At 70.2% G+C, this 18,987-nt stretch carries 18 protein-coding genes; 8 read left to right on the top strand and 10 right to left on the bottom strand.

All coding sequences use genetic code 11. The features are described 5' to 3' along the window. Window positions 1-52: 52 nt before the first annotated feature. Complete coding sequence (locus R2B38_RS04010; RefSeq protein WP_266869299.1) at window positions 53-262, top strand: MbtH family protein; 210 nt, start codon at window positions 53-55, stop codon at window positions 260-262. Window positions 263-327: 65 nt separating this feature from the next. Here R2B38_RS04010 and R2B38_RS04005 read toward each other — a convergent pair whose 3' ends face one another. The 3 genes from R2B38_RS04005 to R2B38_RS03995 all read right to left on the bottom strand — a co-directional run bounded on the left by R2B38_RS04005 (window position 328) and on the right by R2B38_RS03995 (window position 5,001). Then, the gene (locus R2B38_RS04005) at window positions 328-1,404 is read right to left on the bottom strand and encodes an iron-siderophore ABC transporter substrate-binding protein (protein ID WP_318014982.1); all 1,077 of its coding nucleotides are present in this window, start codon (window positions 1,402-1,404) and stop codon (window positions 328-330) included. Window positions 1,405-1,465: 61 nt separating this feature from the next. Continuing rightward, on the bottom strand, window positions 1,466-3,295 hold the full coding sequence (locus R2B38_RS04000) for an ABC transporter ATP-binding protein (RefSeq protein WP_318014981.1): 1,830 nt from the start codon (window positions 3,293-3,295) through the stop codon (window positions 1,466-1,468). Further along, complete coding sequence (locus R2B38_RS03995) at window positions 3,292-5,001, bottom strand: ABC transporter ATP-binding protein (RefSeq protein ID WP_318014980.1); 1,710 nt, start codon at window positions 4,999-5,001, stop codon at window positions 3,292-3,294. The genes R2B38_RS04000 and R2B38_RS03995 overlap by 4 nt, the downstream gene beginning before the upstream one ends. A 260-nt stretch (window positions 5,002-5,261) precedes the next feature. Between R2B38_RS03995 and R2B38_RS03990 the strand changes: the two genes are divergently transcribed. Beyond that, window positions 5,262-5,906, top strand: a complete 645-nt coding sequence (locus R2B38_RS03990) for a DedA family protein (protein ID WP_318014979.1) — start codon at window positions 5,262-5,264, stop codon at window positions 5,904-5,906. 65 nt (window positions 5,907-5,971) lie between these two features. Here R2B38_RS03990 and R2B38_RS03985 read toward each other — a convergent pair whose 3' ends face one another. Beyond that, complete coding sequence (locus R2B38_RS03985) at window positions 5,972-6,499, bottom strand: gamma carbonic anhydrase family protein (protein WP_318014978.1); 528 nt, start codon at window positions 6,497-6,499, stop codon at window positions 5,972-5,974. Window positions 6,500-6,573: 74 nt separating this feature from the next. On the opposite strand from R2B38_RS03985, the gene R2B38_RS03980 reads away from it, so the two are divergent. Then, window positions 6,574-7,404 carry an acyltransferase gene (locus R2B38_RS03980; protein ID WP_318014977.1) on the top strand — a complete coding sequence of 277 codons (831 nt, stop codon included), beginning with the start codon at window positions 6,574-6,576 and terminating at the stop codon, window positions 7,402-7,404. A 252-nt stretch (window positions 7,405-7,656) separates the two neighbouring features. Here the strand turns inward: R2B38_RS03980 and R2B38_RS03975 are convergent, their stop codons facing one another. Further along, entirely contained in the window at window positions 7,657-8,514 is an 858-nt protein-coding gene (locus R2B38_RS03975) for a DMT family transporter (protein ID WP_318014976.1), read from the bottom strand. A 106-nt stretch (window positions 8,515-8,620) separates the two neighbouring features. Between R2B38_RS03975 and R2B38_RS03970 the strand changes: the two genes are divergently transcribed. Both R2B38_RS03970 and R2B38_RS03965 read left to right on the top strand, forming a co-directional pair. Further along, entirely contained in the window at window positions 8,621-9,205 is a 585-nt protein-coding gene (locus R2B38_RS03970) for an XRE family transcriptional regulator (protein WP_318014975.1), read from the top strand. 66 nt (window positions 9,206-9,271) lie between these two features. Continuing rightward, the gene (locus R2B38_RS03965) at window positions 9,272-9,829 is read left to right on the top strand and encodes a YbaK/EbsC family protein (protein WP_318014974.1); all 558 of its coding nucleotides are present in this window, start codon (window positions 9,272-9,274) and stop codon (window positions 9,827-9,829) included. A 24-nt stretch (window positions 9,830-9,853) separates the two neighbouring features. Here the strand turns inward: R2B38_RS03965 and R2B38_RS03960 are convergent, their stop codons facing one another. Continuing rightward, window positions 9,854-10,933, bottom strand: coding sequence for a cation diffusion facilitator family transporter (locus R2B38_RS03960; RefSeq protein ID WP_318014973.1), 1,080 nt, complete (start codon window positions 10,931-10,933; stop codon window positions 9,854-9,856). Between the two features lie 59 nt (window positions 10,934-10,992). Here R2B38_RS03960 and R2B38_RS03955 point away from each other — a divergent pair, with 59 nt between their 5' ends. Then, window positions 10,993-11,352: a metalloregulator ArsR/SmtB family transcription factor gene (locus R2B38_RS03955; protein ID WP_318014972.1), complete on the top strand. Its 360-nt coding sequence runs from the start codon at window positions 10,993-10,995 to the stop codon at window positions 11,350-11,352. 9 nt (window positions 11,353-11,361) lie between these two features. On the opposite strand, the gene R2B38_RS03950 is transcribed toward R2B38_RS03955, so the two are convergent. Next, window positions 11,362-12,606, bottom strand: a complete 1,245-nt coding sequence (locus R2B38_RS03950; RefSeq protein ID WP_411978423.1) for a 4-hydroxybenzoate 3-monooxygenase — start codon at window positions 12,604-12,606, stop codon at window positions 11,362-11,364. 201 nt (window positions 12,607-12,807) lie between these two features. Between R2B38_RS03950 and R2B38_RS03945 the strand changes: the two genes are divergently transcribed. Further along, window positions 12,808-13,326, top strand: a complete 519-nt coding sequence (locus R2B38_RS03945; RefSeq protein WP_318014971.1) for a hypothetical protein — start codon at window positions 12,808-12,810, stop codon at window positions 13,324-13,326. A gap of 46 nt (window positions 13,327-13,372) precedes the next feature. Here R2B38_RS03945 and R2B38_RS03940 read toward each other — a convergent pair whose 3' ends face one another. From R2B38_RS03940 to R2B38_RS03930, 3 genes are all read right to left on the bottom strand, one after another. After that, a complete protein-coding gene (locus tag R2B38_RS03940) occupies window positions 13,373-13,780 on the bottom strand; it encodes a CoA-binding protein (RefSeq protein ID WP_318014970.1) in 408 nt (135 codons plus the stop codon). A 70-nt stretch (window positions 13,781-13,850) separates the two neighbouring features. Beyond that, window positions 13,851-15,716: a right-handed parallel beta-helix repeat-containing protein gene (locus R2B38_RS03935; protein ID WP_318014969.1), complete on the bottom strand. Its 1,866-nt coding sequence runs from the start codon at window positions 15,714-15,716 to the stop codon at window positions 13,851-13,853. A 118-nt stretch (window positions 15,717-15,834) separates the two neighbouring features. Then, window positions 15,835-16,836, bottom strand: a complete 1,002-nt coding sequence (locus tag R2B38_RS03930) for a LacI family DNA-binding transcriptional regulator (RefSeq protein WP_318014968.1) — start codon at window positions 16,834-16,836, stop codon at window positions 15,835-15,837. A 191-nt stretch (window positions 16,837-17,027) separates the two neighbouring features. Here R2B38_RS03930 and R2B38_RS03925 point away from each other — a divergent pair, with 191 nt between their 5' ends. After that, window positions 17,028-18,986 (top strand): hypothetical protein, encoded by a 1,959-nt coding sequence (locus tag R2B38_RS03925; protein WP_318014967.1) that lies wholly within the window; start codon window positions 17,028-17,030, stop codon window positions 18,984-18,986. The last annotated feature ends 1 nt before the right edge of the window (window position 18,987 follow it).

Raw genomic sequence — 18,987 nt, 5'->3', positions numbered from 1 at the left:
CCGAACTCCACTTGCACACCAGTCCACATCAGAGAGGCAAGGAACCCCCGACATGAGCAACCCGTTCGAGAACCCCGAAGGCGTCTACTCCGTCCTCGTCAACGACGAGGGCCAGCACAGCCTTTGGCCCGACTTCGTGGACGTACCGGCGGGCTGGACGGTCGCGTACGGACCGGCCGCGCGGCAGGAGTGCCTCGACCACATCGAGGCCAACTGGACGGACATGAGGCCGAAGAGCCTGGTCGAGGTCGACGGGGTCTGAGCACACGAAAAAGGGGGGGCGGGTCCGGACTACCTCGGACCCGCCCCCCTTCACGTTCCCGTGGGTCAGGACGCCGGCTGCTCCACCTTCGTCGACGTCTTGCCGTCCACCGCAGCCGCGAGCTGCGGCACCATGCGGTCCAGGACGTAGGGGATGCTCAACACGGTAGACAGGGATACCGCGTTGCCGTAGTCGCTGGTCTCCTTGATGAAGACCTCGCGGCCCTGCTTCACCACGTTCAGGTCGCCGTAGATCTTGTCGTTGTGCAGCTTGGTGACGGCCGTGGTGGTGTCCGGCACGATCCACACGGCGACCTTCTGGTCGAGGAGGTCGTAGCGCTCCTTGCTGATGTTCGCGCCGAACGTGTCGCCGATGACCTTGTCGAGGTCCTTCGGGAGCGAGAAGCCGAGGTCGGAGAGGAGGCGCGAGCGCGGGTCCTGGCTGCCGTAGACGAAAACGCCCTCGTACGGCGTTGCCATGACGGCCGACGCACCGGCGAAGGAGGGGTTGGCCTTCTTGGCCGCCGCGAACTTGGCCTCGACGCCCGACACCAGGGTCTTGGCCTCGGCGGACTTGCCCATCGCCTTGCCGATCTCCTCGGTCTGCTGCTGCCACGGCACGCCGTAGTCGTTGTAGGCCTTCGGCTGGGCGACGACCGGCGCGAACTGCGACAGGCTCTGGTACTGCGCCTTCGTCAGGCCCGAGTACACGGCGAGGATCAGATCGGGCTTCAGCGCGGCGATCTTCTCCACCTGCGGGCCGGTGCCGGTGTCCTTGAGGACGGTCGGCGCGGCCGCGCTGCCCAACTTGTCCTTCGCCCATGGGCCGATCGCGCCCTTGTAGCCGCCGAGCCACTCGGTCGTGCCGACCGGCACCGTGCCCAGGGCGAGGACGGCGTCCTGGTCGGTGAGACCGACGGTGACGATCCGCTTGGGCTCGGACTTGATCGTCGTACTGCCGAACTTGTGGGCGATCGTCACGGGGAACGCGTCCGCGGAGGCCTTCGCCTCCGCGCCCGACGTGTTCGAACTGGACGACGTGGAGTCGGAGTTGGAGGAACCGCAGCCGACCGCCGTGACGGCCAGCAGGAGTACGGAGGCGAGCAGGCCGGACAGCCGTGAAGCTCTGGTGGCGCGGGGCATCGGATGATCCTTCTGTTCGTCGCGGTGGGTTCGGCGGGGGGTGACAGGTCTGAGGGGGGAGCTAGTGGGCGTCGGGGGCTGCCTCGGTGGAACGGCTGCCCGACCAGGCGTGCCACAGGGCGGCGTACTGGCCCTGGGCGGTGAGGAGTTCGTCGTGCGTGCCGCTCTCCACGACCCGGCCGTCGCTCAGGACGATCACCCGGTCCGCGGAGGCGGCCTGGCTGAGCCGGTGCGCCACGACCAGCGCGGTGCGGCCGCGCAGCGCCTGCTCGGCGGCCTCGTCGAGCTGCCGCGCACCCGAACTGCCCGCCTCCGCCGTCGCTTCGTCGAGTACGACGACGGGCGGGTCGGCCAACAGCAGCCGGGCGAGGGCGAGTTGCTGCGCACGGTCGGCGGTCAGCCGGTGACCGCCGTCGCCGACGACCGTGTCCAGCCCCTCCGGCAACGCCTCGACCCAGCCGAGCGCGCCGACCGTGTCGAGCGCCTCCCGGAGTTCCTCGATGTGCGCGTCCGGGCGGGCCAGCCGCAGGTCCTCGGCGAGCGGCCCGGCGAAGACATGCACCTCCTGCGTGACCAGCCCGACCAGATGACCGGCCTCGTCCGGCTCCGCGCCGCCGACATCGATCCGGCCCGACTGCGGGCGGTGCAGCCCCGCGACCAGCTTGGCCAGGGTCGTCTTGCCCGCACCGGTCGTACCGACCAGCGCGACCCGCTCCTTGGGCCGTATCTCCAGGTCCACGTCGTGCAGCACCGGGCGGCCCGGCACATACGCGTGGGAGACAGCGGTCAGCGTCACGGATGGGGGACCGGCGGCGGTCGTACGGTCGTCCGCGCGGTCGGCGACCACGGGCGCGGGCTCGTCCACGACGCCAACGAGGCGTGCCAGTCCGGCCGTTGCCGACTGGGCGTCGTCCAGCAGCACCAGCGCGGTGTTGACCGGGCCGAAGAGACTGGCGAAGTACAGCGCGGCCGCGGTGGCCGTACCGACCGACGCGGAACCGTCCCGCACCAGCAGGTACCCGGTGACCAGGACCGCGGACAGCCCCAGATACTCGGCGATGTGCAGCCGGCTGTAGAAGCGGAGCATCAACTGCACGCCGCTCATGGTCAGTTCGACCGCCGAGCGCGAGCGTTCGGTGACCCGCCGGGTGTGGCCCTTCTGCAACCGGTACGCCCGTACCGTCCGCGCCCCGCCGATGGTGTCCAGCAACTGCTGCTGCTGGGTCCCGGTCGCGATGCGCTCCTTTGCGTACAGGGGAACGGCGTTGCGCACATACCAACGGGCGGTGTGTGCCTGGACCGGCACGGCGATCAGCGCCGCGATCAGGAACCGCCAGTCCAGCAGGGCGAGCGCGCCCAGCGTCAGCACGATCGACAGCGCGGACCGGGCCAGCTCCGGCAGCGCCCCGCGCACGGCGTCGGCGACCCGCGAAACGTCGCGCGTGACACGGGAGTTGAGGTCGCCGGAGCCCGCCTTCTCCACCCGGTCGAGGGGGAGTGACAGGGCGCGCTCGACGAACAGTTCGCGCAGCCGCGCCAGCGCGGTCTCACCGAGCCGCGACACGAGGGACATGCCGAGCGCGGTGGTCACCCCCTGGACCAGGGCGACCCCGGCCAGCGCGAGCACCGGGAAGGTGAGCGCGTCGGGGGAGCGGTGCTCGGTGACGACGTCGACGATATGGCCCAGCAGCGGCTGGGTGAGCAGCCCGACGGCCGTGGCGAGCACCATCAGCCCGAACCCGGCGGCGGCCAACCCCCGCTGCGGGCGCAGGAGTTCACGCACTGCGGCGCGGGTGCGGGCGGGGGTTGCGGTAGGGAGGAGGGTGCGGTCCGTGTCCACTTGCCCGGCCTCCACCGGCTCGACCCCTGTTGCCTCGGCTCCGGTCGTCATGCCAGCACCGCCGTCCGGTAGGTCGCGTCGGTTCGTACGAGGTCCGCGTGGGTGCCCTCGGCGCCGACGCGTCCGGCGTCGAGGAGGATCACGTGGTCGGTGACGGCGAGCAGGGCGGGGCTGTTGGTCACCACGATCGTGGTGCGGCCCTGCCGGAACTCCCGCAGGCCACTGGCGATCCGGGCCTCGGTCACCGTGTCGACGGCCGTGGTCGGATCGTGCACGACCAGGACGGGCGGCCCGGCACGCAACGCCCTTGCCAGCAGCACGCGTTGACGCTGGCCGCCGGACAGCGAGCGCCCGCCCTCACCGACACCGGTCGCGGTGCCGTGCGGCAGGGAGTCGGCGACCTCGTCGGCACGGGCGGCGGCCATGGCACGCTCGGTGAGGAGACCGGCCTCCCCGCCTTCGGAGTCGTCTTCCGGTGTCACGTTCGCCGCCAACGAGCCCTCGAACAGCGCCGCGTCATGCGCGGCGACCAGCACAGCGGCCCGAAGTCCCGCAGGATCAAGGCGAGTCAGCGGCACGCCGTCCAGCTCGACGGACCCCGACTCCGGATCGGTCTCCCGCCCCAGGCACCGCAACAACGCCTCCGCACCGGCCGGGTCCGTCACCGCGATACCGGTCAACCGCCCGGCGGGCAGGTCGAGATCGACACCGTCGAGCCCGCCGAGCCGTACGCCACGCAGCCGCAGTTCCCCGCGCACGGGCTCGGCGACCGGGTCGTCGCCGTCCACGACGGCGTGCCCGGTGGCCAGCACCTCGGCGACGCGGGCGGCCGAGGCACGGCCCTGTGCCAGCTCGGCGTTGACCCAGGCGAAGGTCTCCAACGGCCCCAGCAGGAACAGCGCGAGACCCACCGCCGACACCAACTGCCCCAGAGTCATCGACCCGTCGAGCGCCAGCCGACCGCCCACGAGAGCGATCAGCGCGATGAACCCGCCGGTGAGCGCGAGCACGAGCCCGGTCTGCCAGGACTCGGCACGCGCCGAACGCAGCGTGGCGGCAAGGGAGATACGGCTCGTCCGGCGATACCGCTCGACGGCGGCGTCCTGCGCGCCGAGCCCCTTCAGCACCCGCAGCCCGGCCACCAGGTCGGCGGCCACGCCCGACGCGTGAGCGGCCTTGTCCTGCTCGGCCTCGCTGCGCCGCTCCAACGGCTTGCTCAGCAGATGCCCCAGCCACAGCAGAACGGGCGTACCCAGCAGCACGATCAGCCCGAGCGTCACGGATGTCAGCAGCAGCGCGACCGCGCTCACCGCGACACCCGCGAAGGCCCAGATCCCGGCCATCAGCGCCATGTTGACCGCGCCGACCCGCTTGGCGTCCTCGGTGGCGACGTTGGCGAGTTCCCCGGGCAGCCGTCCCTCCTCGGCGCCGCCACGGGCGTCGAGCACCCGCCCCACGATCGCCAACCGGAGTGTGTGCGCGGCCTCTTCGGCACCGCGCTCACCGGCTTTCGCGCCCAGCCGGAAACTCCACGACAGCGTCACGTACATGACGGCCAGTACGCCGAGCCAGAGCGCCAGACGTCCGGCGTCCTGCCCGGCGACGGCCTGGTCGATGACGACACCGATGAGCACCGGCACCAGGGCTTCCCCCAGTTGGTGCACGCTTCCGAGCGCCGAGCCGAGCGCGAGACGCCGTATCTGTCCCTTGACCGAGCGCGTCAGGACGTCCCGCCCCGACAGTTCCCCTGCTCCCACCAGCCACCCTCCGGAAACCGGCCAACTTAGGCAAGGCTACTCTAAGTGAATCTCCGGTAGGTGATGCCCTTTCGGTCCGCCCGGGACGTAACGGAGCGGTTTCGATGAGGTCGGCGGAGCCGCTGTCCTGGAAGTTCTCCGAGCGCCAGCCCGAGGGACGTTGCCGTCCAAAGCCGAGCGGTAGGCTTCACAGGTGCGCCCGACGCGTTCGGGGCGCACGCCGGCAAGACAGACAGTCCGCGCATTCAGGAGGACCGGCGTTGCACGTCCAGGAATGGCTCGACTCGGTTCCGGCGGTGGCCGTCTACGCCCTGGTGGCACTCGTCATCGGGGTGGAGAGCCTGGGCATCCCGCTGCCGGGCGAGATCGTCCTGGTCTCGGCCGCCCTGCTCTCCTCCCAGCACTCGGGCATCAACCCGATCGTCCTGGGCGCCTGCGCCAGCCTCGGTGCCGTGATCGGCGACTCCATCGGCTACGCGATCGGCCGCAAGGGCGGACGCCCGCTGCTCGCCTGGCTCGCGAACAAGTTCCCCAGACACTTCAGCGAAGGCCATGTGGCCACCGCCGAGCGTTCCTTCGAGAAGTGGGGCATGTGGGCCGTCTTCTTCGGCCGCTTCATCGCCCTCCTCCGCATCTTCGCCGGCCCCCTCGCGGGCGTACTCCGCATGCCCTACTGGAAGTTCCTGATCGCCAACCTCCTCGGCGGAGTCGTCTGGGCCGGCGGCACCACGGCGGTCGTCTACTACGTAGGAATCGTCGCCGAGGACTGGCTCAAGCGCTTCTCCTACTTCGGCCTGGCGGCAGCGGTACTGGTAGGCCTCGCCTCCATGCTGATGGTGCGCCGCAAGGCGCAAAAGATGACGGCAGAGAAGAACGCGGCCGAGCCAGTAAACGCCGGCGAGTAAGGCGCCCCAAAGGGGCGCGGGGAACGGCGCGACCAGCCACACACGACCCGCACCCGCCAGACGACCTACTCATGCACCCCTTGATGCGCCTTGGCCAACTCCGCATACATGGTCCCGTTAAGGGTCAACCCCTCCCGCTCCTCACCGCTCAGCTCCCGCCGCACCTTCGCAGGCACCCCGGCGACCAGTGAACCCGGCGGCACCACCATCCCCTGTGGCACCAACGCCTGAGCCGCAACAAGCGAACCCGCCCCGATCACCGCCCCGTTGAGCACCGTAGCCCCCATCCCGATCAGACAGTCGTCCTCAACGGTCGCCCCATGCACAACGGCGTTGTGCCCAACAGAAACCCGCTCACCCACACTCACCGGAAACCCCGGATCGGCATGCAGCGTGCAGTTGTCCTGGATGTTGCTGCTCGCCCCCACCGAGATCCGCTCGACGTCACCGCGCAACACCGCCCCGTACCAGACACTCGCCCCTGCGGCCAGCGTCACATCCCCGATCACGGACGCCGTAGGAGCCACAAAGGCCGACCCATCGACCTTCGGCTCCCGGCCACCAATACCCACGATCAACGCCCTGTGCGTCATAAGACCCTCCCAACCGTCGGAGACACCCGCACGGTACGACATCGGTAGGGCGAAGATCACAGCGGCCGGACCTCATGGGTACGGCTCACGCTGAGTACCGTGGCCGGGTGCCCAACCGCAAGAACACGTTCTCAAAATGGCGGAGCCGCCTCGCGCAGCGCGCCGTCCACGCGGGCTGGGCCTGGGTGCAGCGCATCGGCTCCGTGACGGCCGAGAACCCCGGCCGCTTCCGGTTCGGCGAGATCGGCGAAGCCACCCGGCTCGCCTTCCCACTGGGCACGGTCTTCGGCGAACCCTGGATCCACCTCGGTTCGCACTGCATCGTCGGCGAACAGGTCACGCTCACGGCAGGCCTGATGCCGGACCTCGACCTCGGCCCCGACCCGATCCTGCGCCTGGGCGACGGCGTGGTCCTCGGCCGCGGCAGCCACGTCATCGCCGACACGACGGTCACCATCGGCAGCGACTGCTACTTCGGGCCGTACGTCTACGTCACGTCCACGAACCATTCCTACGACGACCCGCACGAGCCCATCGGCAAGCAGTGGCCGCGCATGGAACCCGTCGAGATCGGCCCCGGCTGCTGGGTCGGCACCGGCGCGGTGATCCTGCCGGGCGCGCGGATCGGCCGGAACGTGGTGGTGGCGGCCGGTGCGGTGGTCCGGGGCGCGGTGCCCGACCACGCCGTGGTGGCGGGGGCGCCCGCACGGGTCGTACGCCGCTGGACGCCGACGGAGGGCTGGCAGCCGCCGCTCCGGACCCCCGCACCGGTGCCGATCCCGGCGGATGTGACCCCGGACCAACTCCGCGCGCTCGCGGGCCTGGACGAGGCGAGCGCGGCACGGCTGGCCGAACTCGACGAGAACGTGATCGCCCACCTCGCGGAACTGGACGCGGAAGCCTGACCGGCACGTGGGCGGAGGCCTTACCGGCATTTGCGCGGAGGTCTGATCCGGCAGTGATGCCGAGGGTCTGACCGGCACGTGGGCGGAGGCCTGATCCGGCAGTTATGCCAAGGCTTGACCCGGCGCTCATGTCGAGCCCCCCGGCCCTCGACCCACCCGGCACTCGCACCCCCGGGTCCCCGTCGCCCGCCGGCACTCGCCCCCTGGGCGCCCGCCGCCCCCGGCATCCGACGCCGCCCGGCCCCCACCGCCTCACCCCGTAGCCAGCAACAACGTCCCCACCAACGCCAACCCCGCCCCCGCCGCCTGAATCCCCCGCAACCGCTCGCTCAGGAACCCGCGCGCGGCCAGCGCGGTCACCACCGGATAGAGCGACGCGAGCACCGCCGCCACCGTCACCGGCCCATGCTGCGCGGCGATCGAGTACGTCCCGTTGGCTGCCACATCAGCAAGTCCCACGAAGGCCAGCGCCGGCAGCGAGCCCCACGGGAACCCGCCCGCCGGGAGCGCGACCCCGCCCCGCCGCACGGAGACGTAGAGCGCGGCCCCACCCGTGGCCACGTTCGTCACGCGCTGCGCGAACAGCGCGAGGAAGAGCCCGGTCACGGTCGTCGACGCCTCCGCGATCAGCGCGAACACCGTGCCGAAGCCGAGCGCGGCGATCAGCGTCAGCAGGATCGTCTGGCGCTGTACGGGCGCACCGCGCAGCTGCGGACCGCCCGCGAGGACGACCCCGGTGACGGCGACCGCGATCCCCGCCGCCTGCATCAGACCGGGCCGCTCGCCGAGAAAGAGCCCCACCCCGACCGGTACGGCCACGCTCAGCGTCGCGAGCGGCGAGACGACGCCCATCGGGCCCAGCGCCAGCGCCTTGTAGAAACTGAACAGCGCGACCGGACCCACCACCCCCGCCGCCAGCGCGAACCACAGCCGCGGCCCGGCCTCGCTCCAGCCCCCGGTCGCCACCACGACCACGCCGAGCACGGCCGCCGCGATCCCCTGTGAGACCACGACCACCGTCAGCGCCGGGGTCCGCCGGGTCAGCAGGCCTCCGCCGAAGTCGGCCAACCCCCACAGCAGGCTGGTGGCCAGGGCGAAGAATGCTGTCACGGGGTGCCTCGCAGTACAGTTCGGTGAACGATCGGGTGCAGCACACCGTAGTTCGATCCATTGCACCCTGTCATCCACAATATTGAACTCAACGTATGGGCGGAACGTGTCGGACCTCGACCTGCTGAACCAGTCCCTGGCTCGCAACGTCAAGCACTGGCGCTCGGTGCGCGGCTTCACCCTGGACGTGCTCGCCGCCCGGGCCGCCGTCAGCCGGGGCATGCTCATCCAGATCGAGCAGGCCCGCACCAACCCCAGCATCGGCACGGTCGTCAAGATCGGCGACGCCCTCGGCGTCAGCATCACCACCCTGCTCGACTACGAACAGGGCCCGAAGGTCCGCATCGTCCCCGCCGACCGCGCCGTACGGCTCTGGCACACCGACGCCGGCAGCTACAACCGCCTCCTCGCCGGCACCGAGGCCCCCGGCCCGCTGGAGATGTGGGACTGGCGCCTGATGCCGGGGGACTCCAGCCCCTCCGAGCCGCACCCCACCGGCACGGTCGAACTCGTCCATGTCACCACGGGCGAGCTGACCCTCACCGTGGACGGCGAGGAGCACCGCGTCCCGGCCGGCGCGAGCGTCACCTTCGAGGCCAACACCCCGCACACGTACGGCAATCAGGGCGACGTACCGATGGAGATGGTGATGGCGGTGTCGGTCCCGCCCGTGCACCGGGACGCCCAATGAGCAGCCCTCGCATGACCGTTCGGGACACCCCGTGAGCCGCCGCCGTACGGCTGTTAGCGTGCCGTCATGCGCGCACCCATCGGACACTTCGACCACGCCACCCCGGCCCCCGACTGCCTCGACGAACTGACCCGCCCGGTCGCCGACGCCGTGCGCGCCTGGCGCGGCGGCGTCCCCGCCGAGCAGTTCGTCTACGTCGACACCGACCCCGAGTGGGCCGACACCGCCACCTTCGTCGAGCACTACGGCCGCGAGCTGCTGGAGCGGTCCGCGAACTGCGTGGTCGTCGCCGGCAAGCGCGGCGGCGAGACCATGCTGGCCGCGTGCGTGGTCCTGTCCACCACCCGCGTCGACGTGAACGGCGTCGTCCGCCGCCAACTCGGCGCCCGCAAGGCCTCGTTCGCGTCGATGGACACCGCGACCGGCGAGAGCGGCATGGAGTACGGCGGCATCACCCCCGTCGGACTCCCCGCCGACTGGCCGGTGTTGGTCGACTCGGCCGTCGTCGACCTGCCCTACGTCCTGGTCGGCAGCGGACGCCGCCGCGGCAAACTCCTCGTCCCGGGCAAGGCGTTCGCGGAACTCCCGGGCGCGGTGGTGCTGGAGGGACTGGGCGTCGCCTGAGCCCCGAACCGTAGAGAACCGGCCTCACACCATGGCGTGGTGGTGGGCCAACTCCCCATGCGGGTCCGCCTCCCCGGGCACCGGTGCCGGATCCGCGTGCACGAGCGCCGCCGTGAGCCGCGGCACCGCGTGCAGCAAGGCGTGCTCCGCCGCTACGGCGACGGCGTGGGCCTGCCGTACCGTCGCCTCCCCGTCCACGACCACCGCCACCTCCGCGCGCAGCCGGTGCCCGATCCAGCGCAGTCTCAACTCGCCCACCCCGCGCACCCCTTCGACCTCCCGTACGGCGTGCTCGGCCCGGTCCACCAGGTCCGGGTCCACGGCGTCCATCACGCGCCGGAACACCTCGCGCGCCGCGTCCCGCAGGACCAGCGCGATGGCGGCCGTGATCGCCAACCCCACGACGGGATCGGCCAGTTGCCACCCGAGCGCCGAACCTCCGGCGCCGATCAGCACGGCCAGCGAGGTGAACCCGTCGGTGCGGGCGTGGAGCCCGTCGGCGACCAGTGCGGCCGACCCGATCTCCCGGCCGACACGGATGCGGTACCTGGCCACCCACTCGTTGCCCACGAACCCGGCGAGCGCCGCGACGGCGACCACCGGGACGTGCGTCACGGGACGCGGGTCGAGCAGGCGGTCCACCGCCGCCCAGGCCGCGAAGGCGGCGGACGCGGCGATCGTCAGCACGATCGCGATCCCGGCGAGATCCTCGGCGCGCCCGTAGCCGTAGGTGAATCGGCGCGTGGCGGCCCGGCGGCCGAGCACGAACGCGATGCCGAGCGGTACGGCGGTCAGCGCGTCCGCCGCGTTGTGCACGGTGTCGCCGAGCAGCGCGACCGACCCGGACACGACCACCACGACCGCCTGCACGAGCGCCGTCACCCCGAGCACCGCGAGCGAGACCCAGAGCGCGCGCATGCCGCGGGCCGAGGACTCCAGGGCGGAGTCGAGCTTGTCGGCGGTCTCGTGGGAGTGCGGGGTGAGGAGGTGGCCGAGGCGGTGCCGGAGGCCCGTGGGGGAGTGGTCGTGGGGATGCGGGTGGCCGTGGCCGTGGTCGTCGTGCGGGTGGGCGTGCTCGTGTTCGTGGTGGTGCTGGTCGCTCACGTGGGTCCCCTTCCGGTGCGCGGGTGGACGTGTGGCGCCCGCAGGGCCATTATGTGCGTATGAGCGCACGCATGCACCTATCAACTGCGCACGATGCGCATCCGCGCACCCCGGGCGAGGAACAGTTCGCGCTGGCCGCCGAACTCCTCGCCCTCCTCGGCGACCGCACCCGCCTGGCCCTCCTGCACGCGCTGACGGCGGGCGAGGCCGACGTCACCACGCTCACGGAGGCCTGCGACGCGGCCCGCCCGGCGGTCAGCCAGCACCTGGCGCGACTGCGTCTCGCGGGACTGGTGACCACGCGCAAGGAGGGCCGCCGGGTGATCTACGCGTTGAGCGACGGTCATCTGCGGCGGCTGGTCGACGAGGCGTTGAACGTGGCGGACCACCGCCTCACCGACCGCCCGCCGCACGACTGACGGACGACCTCAAGTGGCCGTCGTGGCTCGGGAGTTGGGGTCCTTGCCCAGGTAGCTCTCCGCGAACGCGAGGGCAGCGGCGGGGGATTGGAAGACGCGGCGGAGCCGGGCGAGGGTGGTGCCCGCGTGGTAAGGGTCGCCGGACGAGGTGCCGTGGTACACCTCGGAGAGCCACTGGGAGAACTCCTGGTAGTCCCACACGCGGCTCAGACAGGCCTCCGAATAGCCGCCCAGGCCCGCCGAGTCGCCCTTCGTGAGATACGCGACGAACGCGTCGCCGAGCAGGAACGCGTCGTGCAGGGCGAGGTTCATGCCCTTCGCGGCGATGGGCGCGGTGAGGTGGGCCGCGTCGCCGGCGAGGTAGAGACGGCCGAACACCATCGGTTCGACAACGTGGTTGTGCATGTCGAGCACGCGCTTCTCGATCAGCCGCCCCTCGGTCAGCGGCGGGGCGCCGGTCGCGGCGAGCCGGTGCTGGAGCTCGGCCCAGACGCGTTCGTGCGGCCAGTTCTCGGGGTCGTCGCCGGGCGGGCACTCCAGGTAGTAGCGGGTGACCTCGGGGCTGCGTGCCATGTGCCCGGCGAACCCGCGCGGATGGACACCGAACACCACGCAGTCCGAGGACGGCGGCGCCTCCGCGAGCAGCGCGAGCCAGCCGATGCCGTAGTCGTGCCGCGCGATCCGCGTCCGCTCCGGCGGCAGCGCGGCCCGGGTCACCCCGCGCGCACCGTCGCAGCCCGCCACGAAGTCACCCTGCACGAGCCGCCGTTGACCGGTCTCAGGGTCGGTGTACGACACCGCCGGACGGTCGGAGTCGAGGTCGTGCAGCTGGACGTCCTGGACGCTGAACCGGATCTCACCGCCCCGCACGTCGGCGTACTCCCGCACCAGGTCCGTCACCAGCAACGGCTGCGGATAGACGAAGTGGTGATGCCCCGTCAGCTCCGTGTAGGCCAGCCGGTGCCGTTGCCCGCCGAACCGGAACTCGCACTCGGTGTGCAGCTGCGCCCGCGCCAACAGGCCCTCGGCGAGCCCCCGTTGCTCCAGTCCGCGGACGGCCCACTCCTCGATGACCCCGGCACGCGGCCGCCGCTCGATGAACTCACGGGACTCCGTCTCCAGCACGAGACAGTCGAGCCCGGCGGCGCGCAGGATGTTGCCGATGGTGAGTCCGGCGGGTCCGGCGCCCACGACGACGACCGAACGGCGTTCCGGCAGCGGGGAGTTGGGATCGGGGGAGGGGGGAGAGGTCACGCCCGCAGTATGTCAGGCGTCATGTGGCCATTGGGTGATGATTTGAGGTTCATTTGAGTTAGGGCATTTCCCGGAAACCGGCTCCTTTGTTCTGGGTCCGGCCATGGTTTACGCGTTCTTTGGTGGTCCTTGATCTTCGTTGGAGAAGTGGGGCGTTAGCGTCTGTCGAGTTCGAGGAACCACGTGAACGGGGAAAAGGAAATGCTGAACAAACTCGGCCGTGCGGCCATGATTCTCGCCGTCGCCTCGTCGCTCGGAGCGGTCACCGAGGCGAGCAGCCAGGCGGCCACCATGGACAACCCGTATTTCCCGAAGTGGAAGGTCACCCACGTCGGCAAGGCGTACACCACGTACGGCAAGTGGAAGACCTGTGTGACCTTCAGCAAGGACGCCACACCGCACTCGGTGACCTGCTCGCTGGCGAAGACCACCTCCACCACGGTGAGCGGCACCCTGACGGTCTCCGTCAAGGCGGTGTCCGCCGCTGTCGGATACCAGGCGCAGAAGTCCTACTCGGTCACCGGCGGCGAGACGTACACCCCCAAGAAGAACAAGTCCGGCCGGGTGGAATGGCGCGAGACCTACCACACCAACAAGGTGACGGAAAAGGAATACATGTGCCCGCTGCACGGCACGTGCCAGTACACGAGCCCGGTCAAGACGTCGTACGCGTACACCCACAAGTACATCTCGCCGAATTTCGGGATCGCTTACAACTAGCGATCCCGTATACGACTGGCAATCCCTACCACCGACAGGGAAGCCGTCAGCTCAGGCGGGGAATCTCGATCGCCGGGCAGTGGTCCATCACCATCTCCAGGCCCGCTGCCCGGGTCCGGTCGTACGCGGCCTCGTCGATCACCCCGAGCTGGAACCAGACGGCCTTGGCGCCGATGCCGACCGCCTCGTCGGCGACCGCGCCCGCGAGGTCGCTGTTGACGAACACGTCCACGACGTCCACCGCGAAGGGGATGTCGGCGAGGGAGGCGTAGCCCTGCTCGCCGTGCACCGTCTCCGCCTTGGGATGGACGGGTACGACGCGCTTGCCGAAGCGCTGCAGCACCTGCGCGACGCCGTAGGCCGCCCGGGACCGGTTCGAGGACAGGCCCACGACGGCCCAGGTGTCGCCGGACTCGGTGAGGATCTTGCGGATCGTGGCTGAGTCGCCGTACATGCTCGGTCTCCTTGGAATCGTGCGCGCCCGCTGCTGCCTGCGACAACAGCGGGCGGAGCACCCTGATTCCTCAGTCCGAGACCACGGACGTGTTGAGGCCCTGGTCGTAGTGGTTGTGCGCGATCTTGATGCCCGTGCTGCCGTGGAAGACGAACAGCGGGGAGGTGTACGGCGGTTGGTCCGCGGGCGCCAGTCGGCGGACCGTGTTTCCGGTGAAGGTGAAGCCGCCGACACTCTTGGCGTCGACCACGGTCACATCGCCGATGTCGAAGGAGTTGTGCTCGACCTTGATGTTGTGGTGGACCGGGTGCGCCGGGTCGACGACCTGGTTGGTGGGCTCCACGAAGATCACCGGGCCGGTGGGGCGCGTGAAGGTGTTGTCGCGGATCGTGAGGTCGGAGACCGGGCCCGACTCGTACCACTGGTAGGCGTCCGCGGAGACGTAGACGCTGGCCATCGACATCGCGTCGAAGCGGTTGCCGGCGATCAGGACCGGCTTGCGGGTGGTGACCAGGATGCCGCGCGTCGGCACGTTGCGGAACGTGTTGCCGGTGATGACGACCGACGGCGTGGCGGTGATGTTCTCGACGACCGTGCCGCCGATCTCGACCCCGGCGGGGACCGGCCGGTCGAAGGTGACGGTCATGGTGGTCAGCGGCTTGTCGTGGTCCATTCCGCTCGGCCCGTCGACCGCCGTGACCTTCGCGTGCGCGGGCGTCAGCGGGACCATCGTGCGCTTGCTCGTGAACTCGACCTCGTCACCGGGCGCGAACTGCGGGAACCCGGCGGTCTGCGGGTGCTCGTAGGCGAGGGTGAGCGTGTTCGGGCCGGGCTGCCCGACGGCCTCCAGGTACGTGCCGTGGATGTTGATCGGGTCGTCGTGCGGGCCGTCGAAGAGGCTCCGGGTGATCGAGACCTTCCCCTTGACGCCGGACATCTGCACGAAGTCGGCGAACGAGGCCGTCGACCGGCCGGACCTCGGATCGGGCGCGAAGTTCACCTTGTCGATGGAGATGTTCTCGCTGAACTGGCCCACCACACCGAAGGATTGGAGGTAGTAGGCGTTCATCGAGCGCATCGTGACGTTCTTGGATTGCCAGATGAAGGCGCCTGGTTCCGTCCGCTCGATCAGGCGCATCTGGTAGACGAGCCCGGCGTCCGTCGGCTGGGACGAGGTGCTGTAGTCGATGCGGATCCGGCGGCCGCCGAGGTCGGTGACCGAGGAGACGTCGTTGAAGAGAGGGTTGTCGCCGCGCCAGGTCCGCTGTGCCGCGGGGTCGTGGATCTGCGTGTACTGGAGGCCGTCCGTGCCCGACCAGTACGGCTGCCCGGTGGCCGGGCTCTTCTCGCCGAGCCAGGTGATGTGCGTGCCGTTGACCTCGTACGGGCTGCCGGCCGGGATCTTCAGGACGCGGTAGGCGTGCCCGTCGGTGACACCGGCGGTGGCCACGGTCGCGTCGATGACCTCGGGGGCCGCGTAGTCGAAGGAGAAGTTCTGGAACGTCACGTTCGTCGAGCGGATCGACGCGAACGCCGTCTGGAGGCCGTGGTAGACGAGCTTCGCGCCACCGCCGTCGACGGTGACGTCGTGCATGTCCTCGATGAGCAGCCCGATCTTCTTGTCCCGGTAACGCTGGTCCGCGCCAACGGTGTTGGAGACATACAGCTCACGCGTCTCGGCCCGCTCGGGGTAGAGCTGGTAGGTCCCCTTCGAGAACTCGATCCGCACCGCCCGCCCGTGATCGACGCTCTTGGCGTGCCGCAGCGCCGCGACGACGGCGGGCGTGGAGTCCGTCCGGCCGGTGGGGTCGGCCCCGTACGCGTCCACGTCGACCACCGCCACCGGCGCCGCTCTCTGCGCCGCGGCGACAGGACCGCCGCCGCCCACGAGCAGCGCGAGCGCCACCCCGACGAACACGAACCGAGACCGAGACATAGACCCTCCGGAGCATTCATGATGCACGGCCGTGAGCCGCGAAACACCCGATGAATATGCGGAGTTGTGGCCGATTTCCCGGTCGGAACTCCGACTGGAGTGTCCTTAGATCCGACCTCTAGGTCAATGCCTTCGGCGCCCCCGTGCTCGCGCGGATCACCAGCTCGGGGTCGAAGAGGAGCTCGCCGACGGGGACGTCACGGTTGCCGACCAGGGCGAGGACGCTGCGGCCCGCCTCCGAGGCCAGCCGGTCGGCGGGCTGGCGGACCGTGGTGAGCGGCGGATCGACGAAGTCCATGATCATGGAGCCGTCGTAGCCGACGACCGACACGTCACCCGGCACGTCGTACCCCTGCCGGCGCGCCCCGCGGATCGCGCCCAGCGCCATGTAGTCGCTGGCCGCGACGATCGCCGTGGCGCCGCGCCCGAGGAGCGAGATCGCGGCGGACTGGCCGCCCTCGACGGTGTACGACTGCCGGACCACCCACTGCTCCGCGTCCTCCACCCCGCGCTTGGCGAGCGAGGCGACGAAGCCGCTGACGCGCCGGTCGGCCGGGCGGTTGCCGAGCGGGCCCGACGCCATGCCGATACGGCGGTGGCCGAGCCGGTGCAGATGGTCGACGGCGAGTTCGGCGGCGAGCAGATCGTCCGTGGAGAACACCGGCGCCTCGCTCACGCCCTCGAACCGGCCGTTGATCCCGACGAACGGGATCCTGCGGGACCGCAGCAGTTCGTACGCCGAAGGGTCCGCGCCCTCAAGGGTGTTGCTGGCGGAGAGGAACACGACGGCGGCGACGCCCCGGTCGGCGAGCGAGGTCACGAAGTCCAACTCCTGTACCCCGCCCGGGAAGCACGGGCACAGCACCGTCTTCAGGCCGTGCGGGGCGAGGACGGACTCGATGCGCTCGGCGACATCGGCGAAGAACGGGTTGGAGACCAACTCGGTGACCACCGCGACCAGTTGACCCCGGGTCTGCCGCTCGTAGCCCAGGTCGGCCATCGCCTGCTCGACCGCCTCGCGGGTCTTGCGGGACACGCCCTGCCGCCGGTTGATGACCCGGCTGACCGTGGCCTCGCTCACCCGCGCCCGGTCCGCGACCTCGGTGATACCGACCTTCATCCGCTTCCCTCCACCCCGACTTGCAACAACTGGATGAAAACTTTCAGTCCAGCCTCCCACGCAACATAGCAGCGAGACTGCATGTCTTCCATGTTTCTTGCGCATGACCATTGAATCGCCACTTCGGCCCCTGCTAGCTTTCCGGCCACCACGCGGCCCCATCCCGCAGTGACCGAAGACCGGGAGACCCGATGAAGCCCTCAAGGCTCATGCTGCTCACCGCTGTTGCCCTGCTCGCCCCGATGGCTCCCGCTCTGTCGGCCACCGCGTCCGCCGCGCCCCGCCCTCAACTCGCGATCCCCGACCCCGGGTTCGAGAACGGCGGCACGGGCTGGACCTTCACCTCGGGCGCCGGTGTCGGCACCGGCAACAGGCACGGCGGCGAACGCTTCCTCTACCTCGACGGCGGAGCCGGCAAGAGCGCCGAGCTGACCATCGTCGCGCCAAGGAACGGCAGTTACGACTTCTCCGCGTGGATCGGCAGCGCCGGCACCGGCGGCACGTACACGATCCGGCGCAACGGCGAGACCGTCGAGACGATCACCCTGCCGCAGCACCCCGGCTACGCCCGCTACACCATCAGCAACGTCGCGCTGAGGACCGGCGACCGGCTCCAGATCGCATTCGGCTCCGGCAGCTCCTGGGTCAACGCCGACGACCTGATGATCTCGCCCGCCGCGCCCGCCGACCCGAAGGTCACCTCGTCCGACCCCGAGGTCGTCGCGATGTTCGACTGGGCCCAGAAGAAGGCCAACAGCTGGGTCCAACTCCCGGGCACCGTAGGCCCCGTGAACGTCGACGAGTACCAGACCGGCGGCACCGGCACCGCGACGTACGAGCCCACCTACTGGGCCGGATACGCCAACCGCAGCGCCTACTACTCCCGCGACATGACCCACCAGCTCGCGGGCGCCCACCTCATCGGTCTCGACGCCGAGAACGAGACGATGCTCCGCTCGTACGCGGCGTCGGCCACCGCCGAGCACAAGTACTTCCCGGTGTGGTCCCTCAACTTCGACGCCAAGACCTATCTGAGCATCGACTACAAGAGCCCGGACAACTTCGTCCGCGAGGTGCCGGCCACGTTCGAACTCGTGGAGAAGGCGGCGCAGGCGTACCTGTGGACCGGTGACCGCAGATACGTCGACGACCCGGTGCTGTGGGCCTTCTACCGGCACGCCACCGAGCAGTTCATCGACCTGCACAACTCGGCCAAGGACAACGGCAAGGTGAAGGTCGCCGAGGGCACGGGCCAGGGCATCTTCCAGGGCGCCGCCAGCTACAACGAACAGGACGGCGACGGTCTCGCCGAGGCCGGGGACGGCATCGCCTCGGAGTACCAGGCGTACCTGGCGATGGCCGTGCTCGCCCGCGGCAAGGGCGACACCGCGCTGGCCAGGACGTACGACAAGCGCGCCGCCGACCTGAAGACGTACTTCAACGACGACTGGAGCGGCACCGGCAGCGGCGCCGACATGGTCCGCGCCTACACCACCTCCGGCACTCCGGTCACCGGCTGGGGCAAGGAGAACAGCGTGTTCATGCCGATGAAGCAGATCATCGACCCCGGCCCGCGCAACGACGCCTACCTCGACTACATCCAGGCGCAGGAGCTGGGCCCGGACGGCTCGCCCAACATCGAGTCGACGACCTACCTGCCCGACATGTTCTTCAAGAACAACCGCCCCGACACCGCCTGGCAGTGGATGCAGAAGATCTACGGCGAGCGCGAGACCCAGCACGTCAACTCCAGCCAGGGCCCGAACGGCGACTACCCCGAGGTGTCCTTCACCCTGGTCAGCCAGACCGTCCAGGGCCTGATGGGCATCACACCGGACGCCCCGAACCACAAGGTGACCACCCAGTCCCAGCTGCCGACCGGTATGAAGTGGCTCCAGGCGGCGGACGTCCCCATCGGCACCGGCACGGTCACCGTCCGCCACGACGGCGCGACGAAGACCACCCTGACGAACAACTCCCGCAAGGGCTCCTACAGTTGGGAGGCCCGCTTCCCCGGCGTCCACAAGAACATCAAGGTCAACGGCGTCCAGCAGCACGTGCGCACCAAGGTGGTCAACGGCGTGACCTACACGTACGCGACGCCGACGGTGCGGGCGGGGGCGACGGCGGTGGTACAGGTGACCGGCTGAC

The organism is Streptomyces sp. N50 (assembly GCF_033335955.1).
Lineage (GTDB): Bacteria > Actinomycetota > Actinomycetes > Streptomycetales > Streptomycetaceae > Streptomyces.
This window is presented reverse-complemented; position numbering and strand designations above follow the sequence as displayed.

Coding starts and splice junctions, on each gene's coding strand:
- R2B38_RS04010 (WP_266869299.1), top strand. CDS start 53: ATGAGCAACCCGTTCGAGAACCCCGAAGGCGTCTACTCCGTCCTCGTC.
- R2B38_RS04005 (WP_318014982.1), bottom strand. CDS start 1,404: ATGCCCCGCGCCACCAGAGCTTCACGGCTGTCCGGCCTGCTCGCCTCC.
- R2B38_RS04000 (WP_318014981.1), bottom strand. CDS start 3,295: ATGACGACCGGAGCCGAGGCAACAGGGGTCGAGCCGGTGGAGGCCGGG.
- R2B38_RS03985 (WP_318014978.1), bottom strand. CDS start 6,499: ATGACGCACAGGGCGTTGATCGTGGGTATTGGTGGCCGGGAGCCGAAG.
- R2B38_RS03980 (WP_318014977.1), top strand. CDS start 6,574: ATGGGTACGGCTCACGCTGAGTACCGTGGCCGGGTGCCCAACCGCAAG.
- R2B38_RS03965 (WP_318014974.1), top strand. CDS start 9,272: ATGCGCGCACCCATCGGACACTTCGACCACGCCACCCCGGCCCCCGAC.
- R2B38_RS03955 (WP_318014972.1), top strand. CDS start 10,993: ATGAGCGCACGCATGCACCTATCAACTGCGCACGATGCGCATCCGCGC.
- R2B38_RS03945 (WP_318014971.1), top strand. CDS start 12,808: ATGCTGAACAAACTCGGCCGTGCGGCCATGATTCTCGCCGTCGCCTCG.
- R2B38_RS03940 (WP_318014970.1), bottom strand. CDS start 13,780: ATGTACGGCGACTCAGCCACGATCCGCAAGATCCTCACCGAGTCCGGC.
- R2B38_RS03935 (WP_318014969.1), bottom strand. CDS start 15,716: ATGTCTCGGTCTCGGTTCGTGTTCGTCGGGGTGGCGCTCGCGCTGCTC.
- R2B38_RS03930 (WP_318014968.1), bottom strand. CDS start 16,836: ATGAAGGTCGGTATCACCGAGGTCGCGGACCGGGCGCGGGTGAGCGAG.
- R2B38_RS03925 (WP_318014967.1), top strand. CDS start 17,028: ATGAAGCCCTCAAGGCTCATGCTGCTCACCGCTGTTGCCCTGCTCGCC.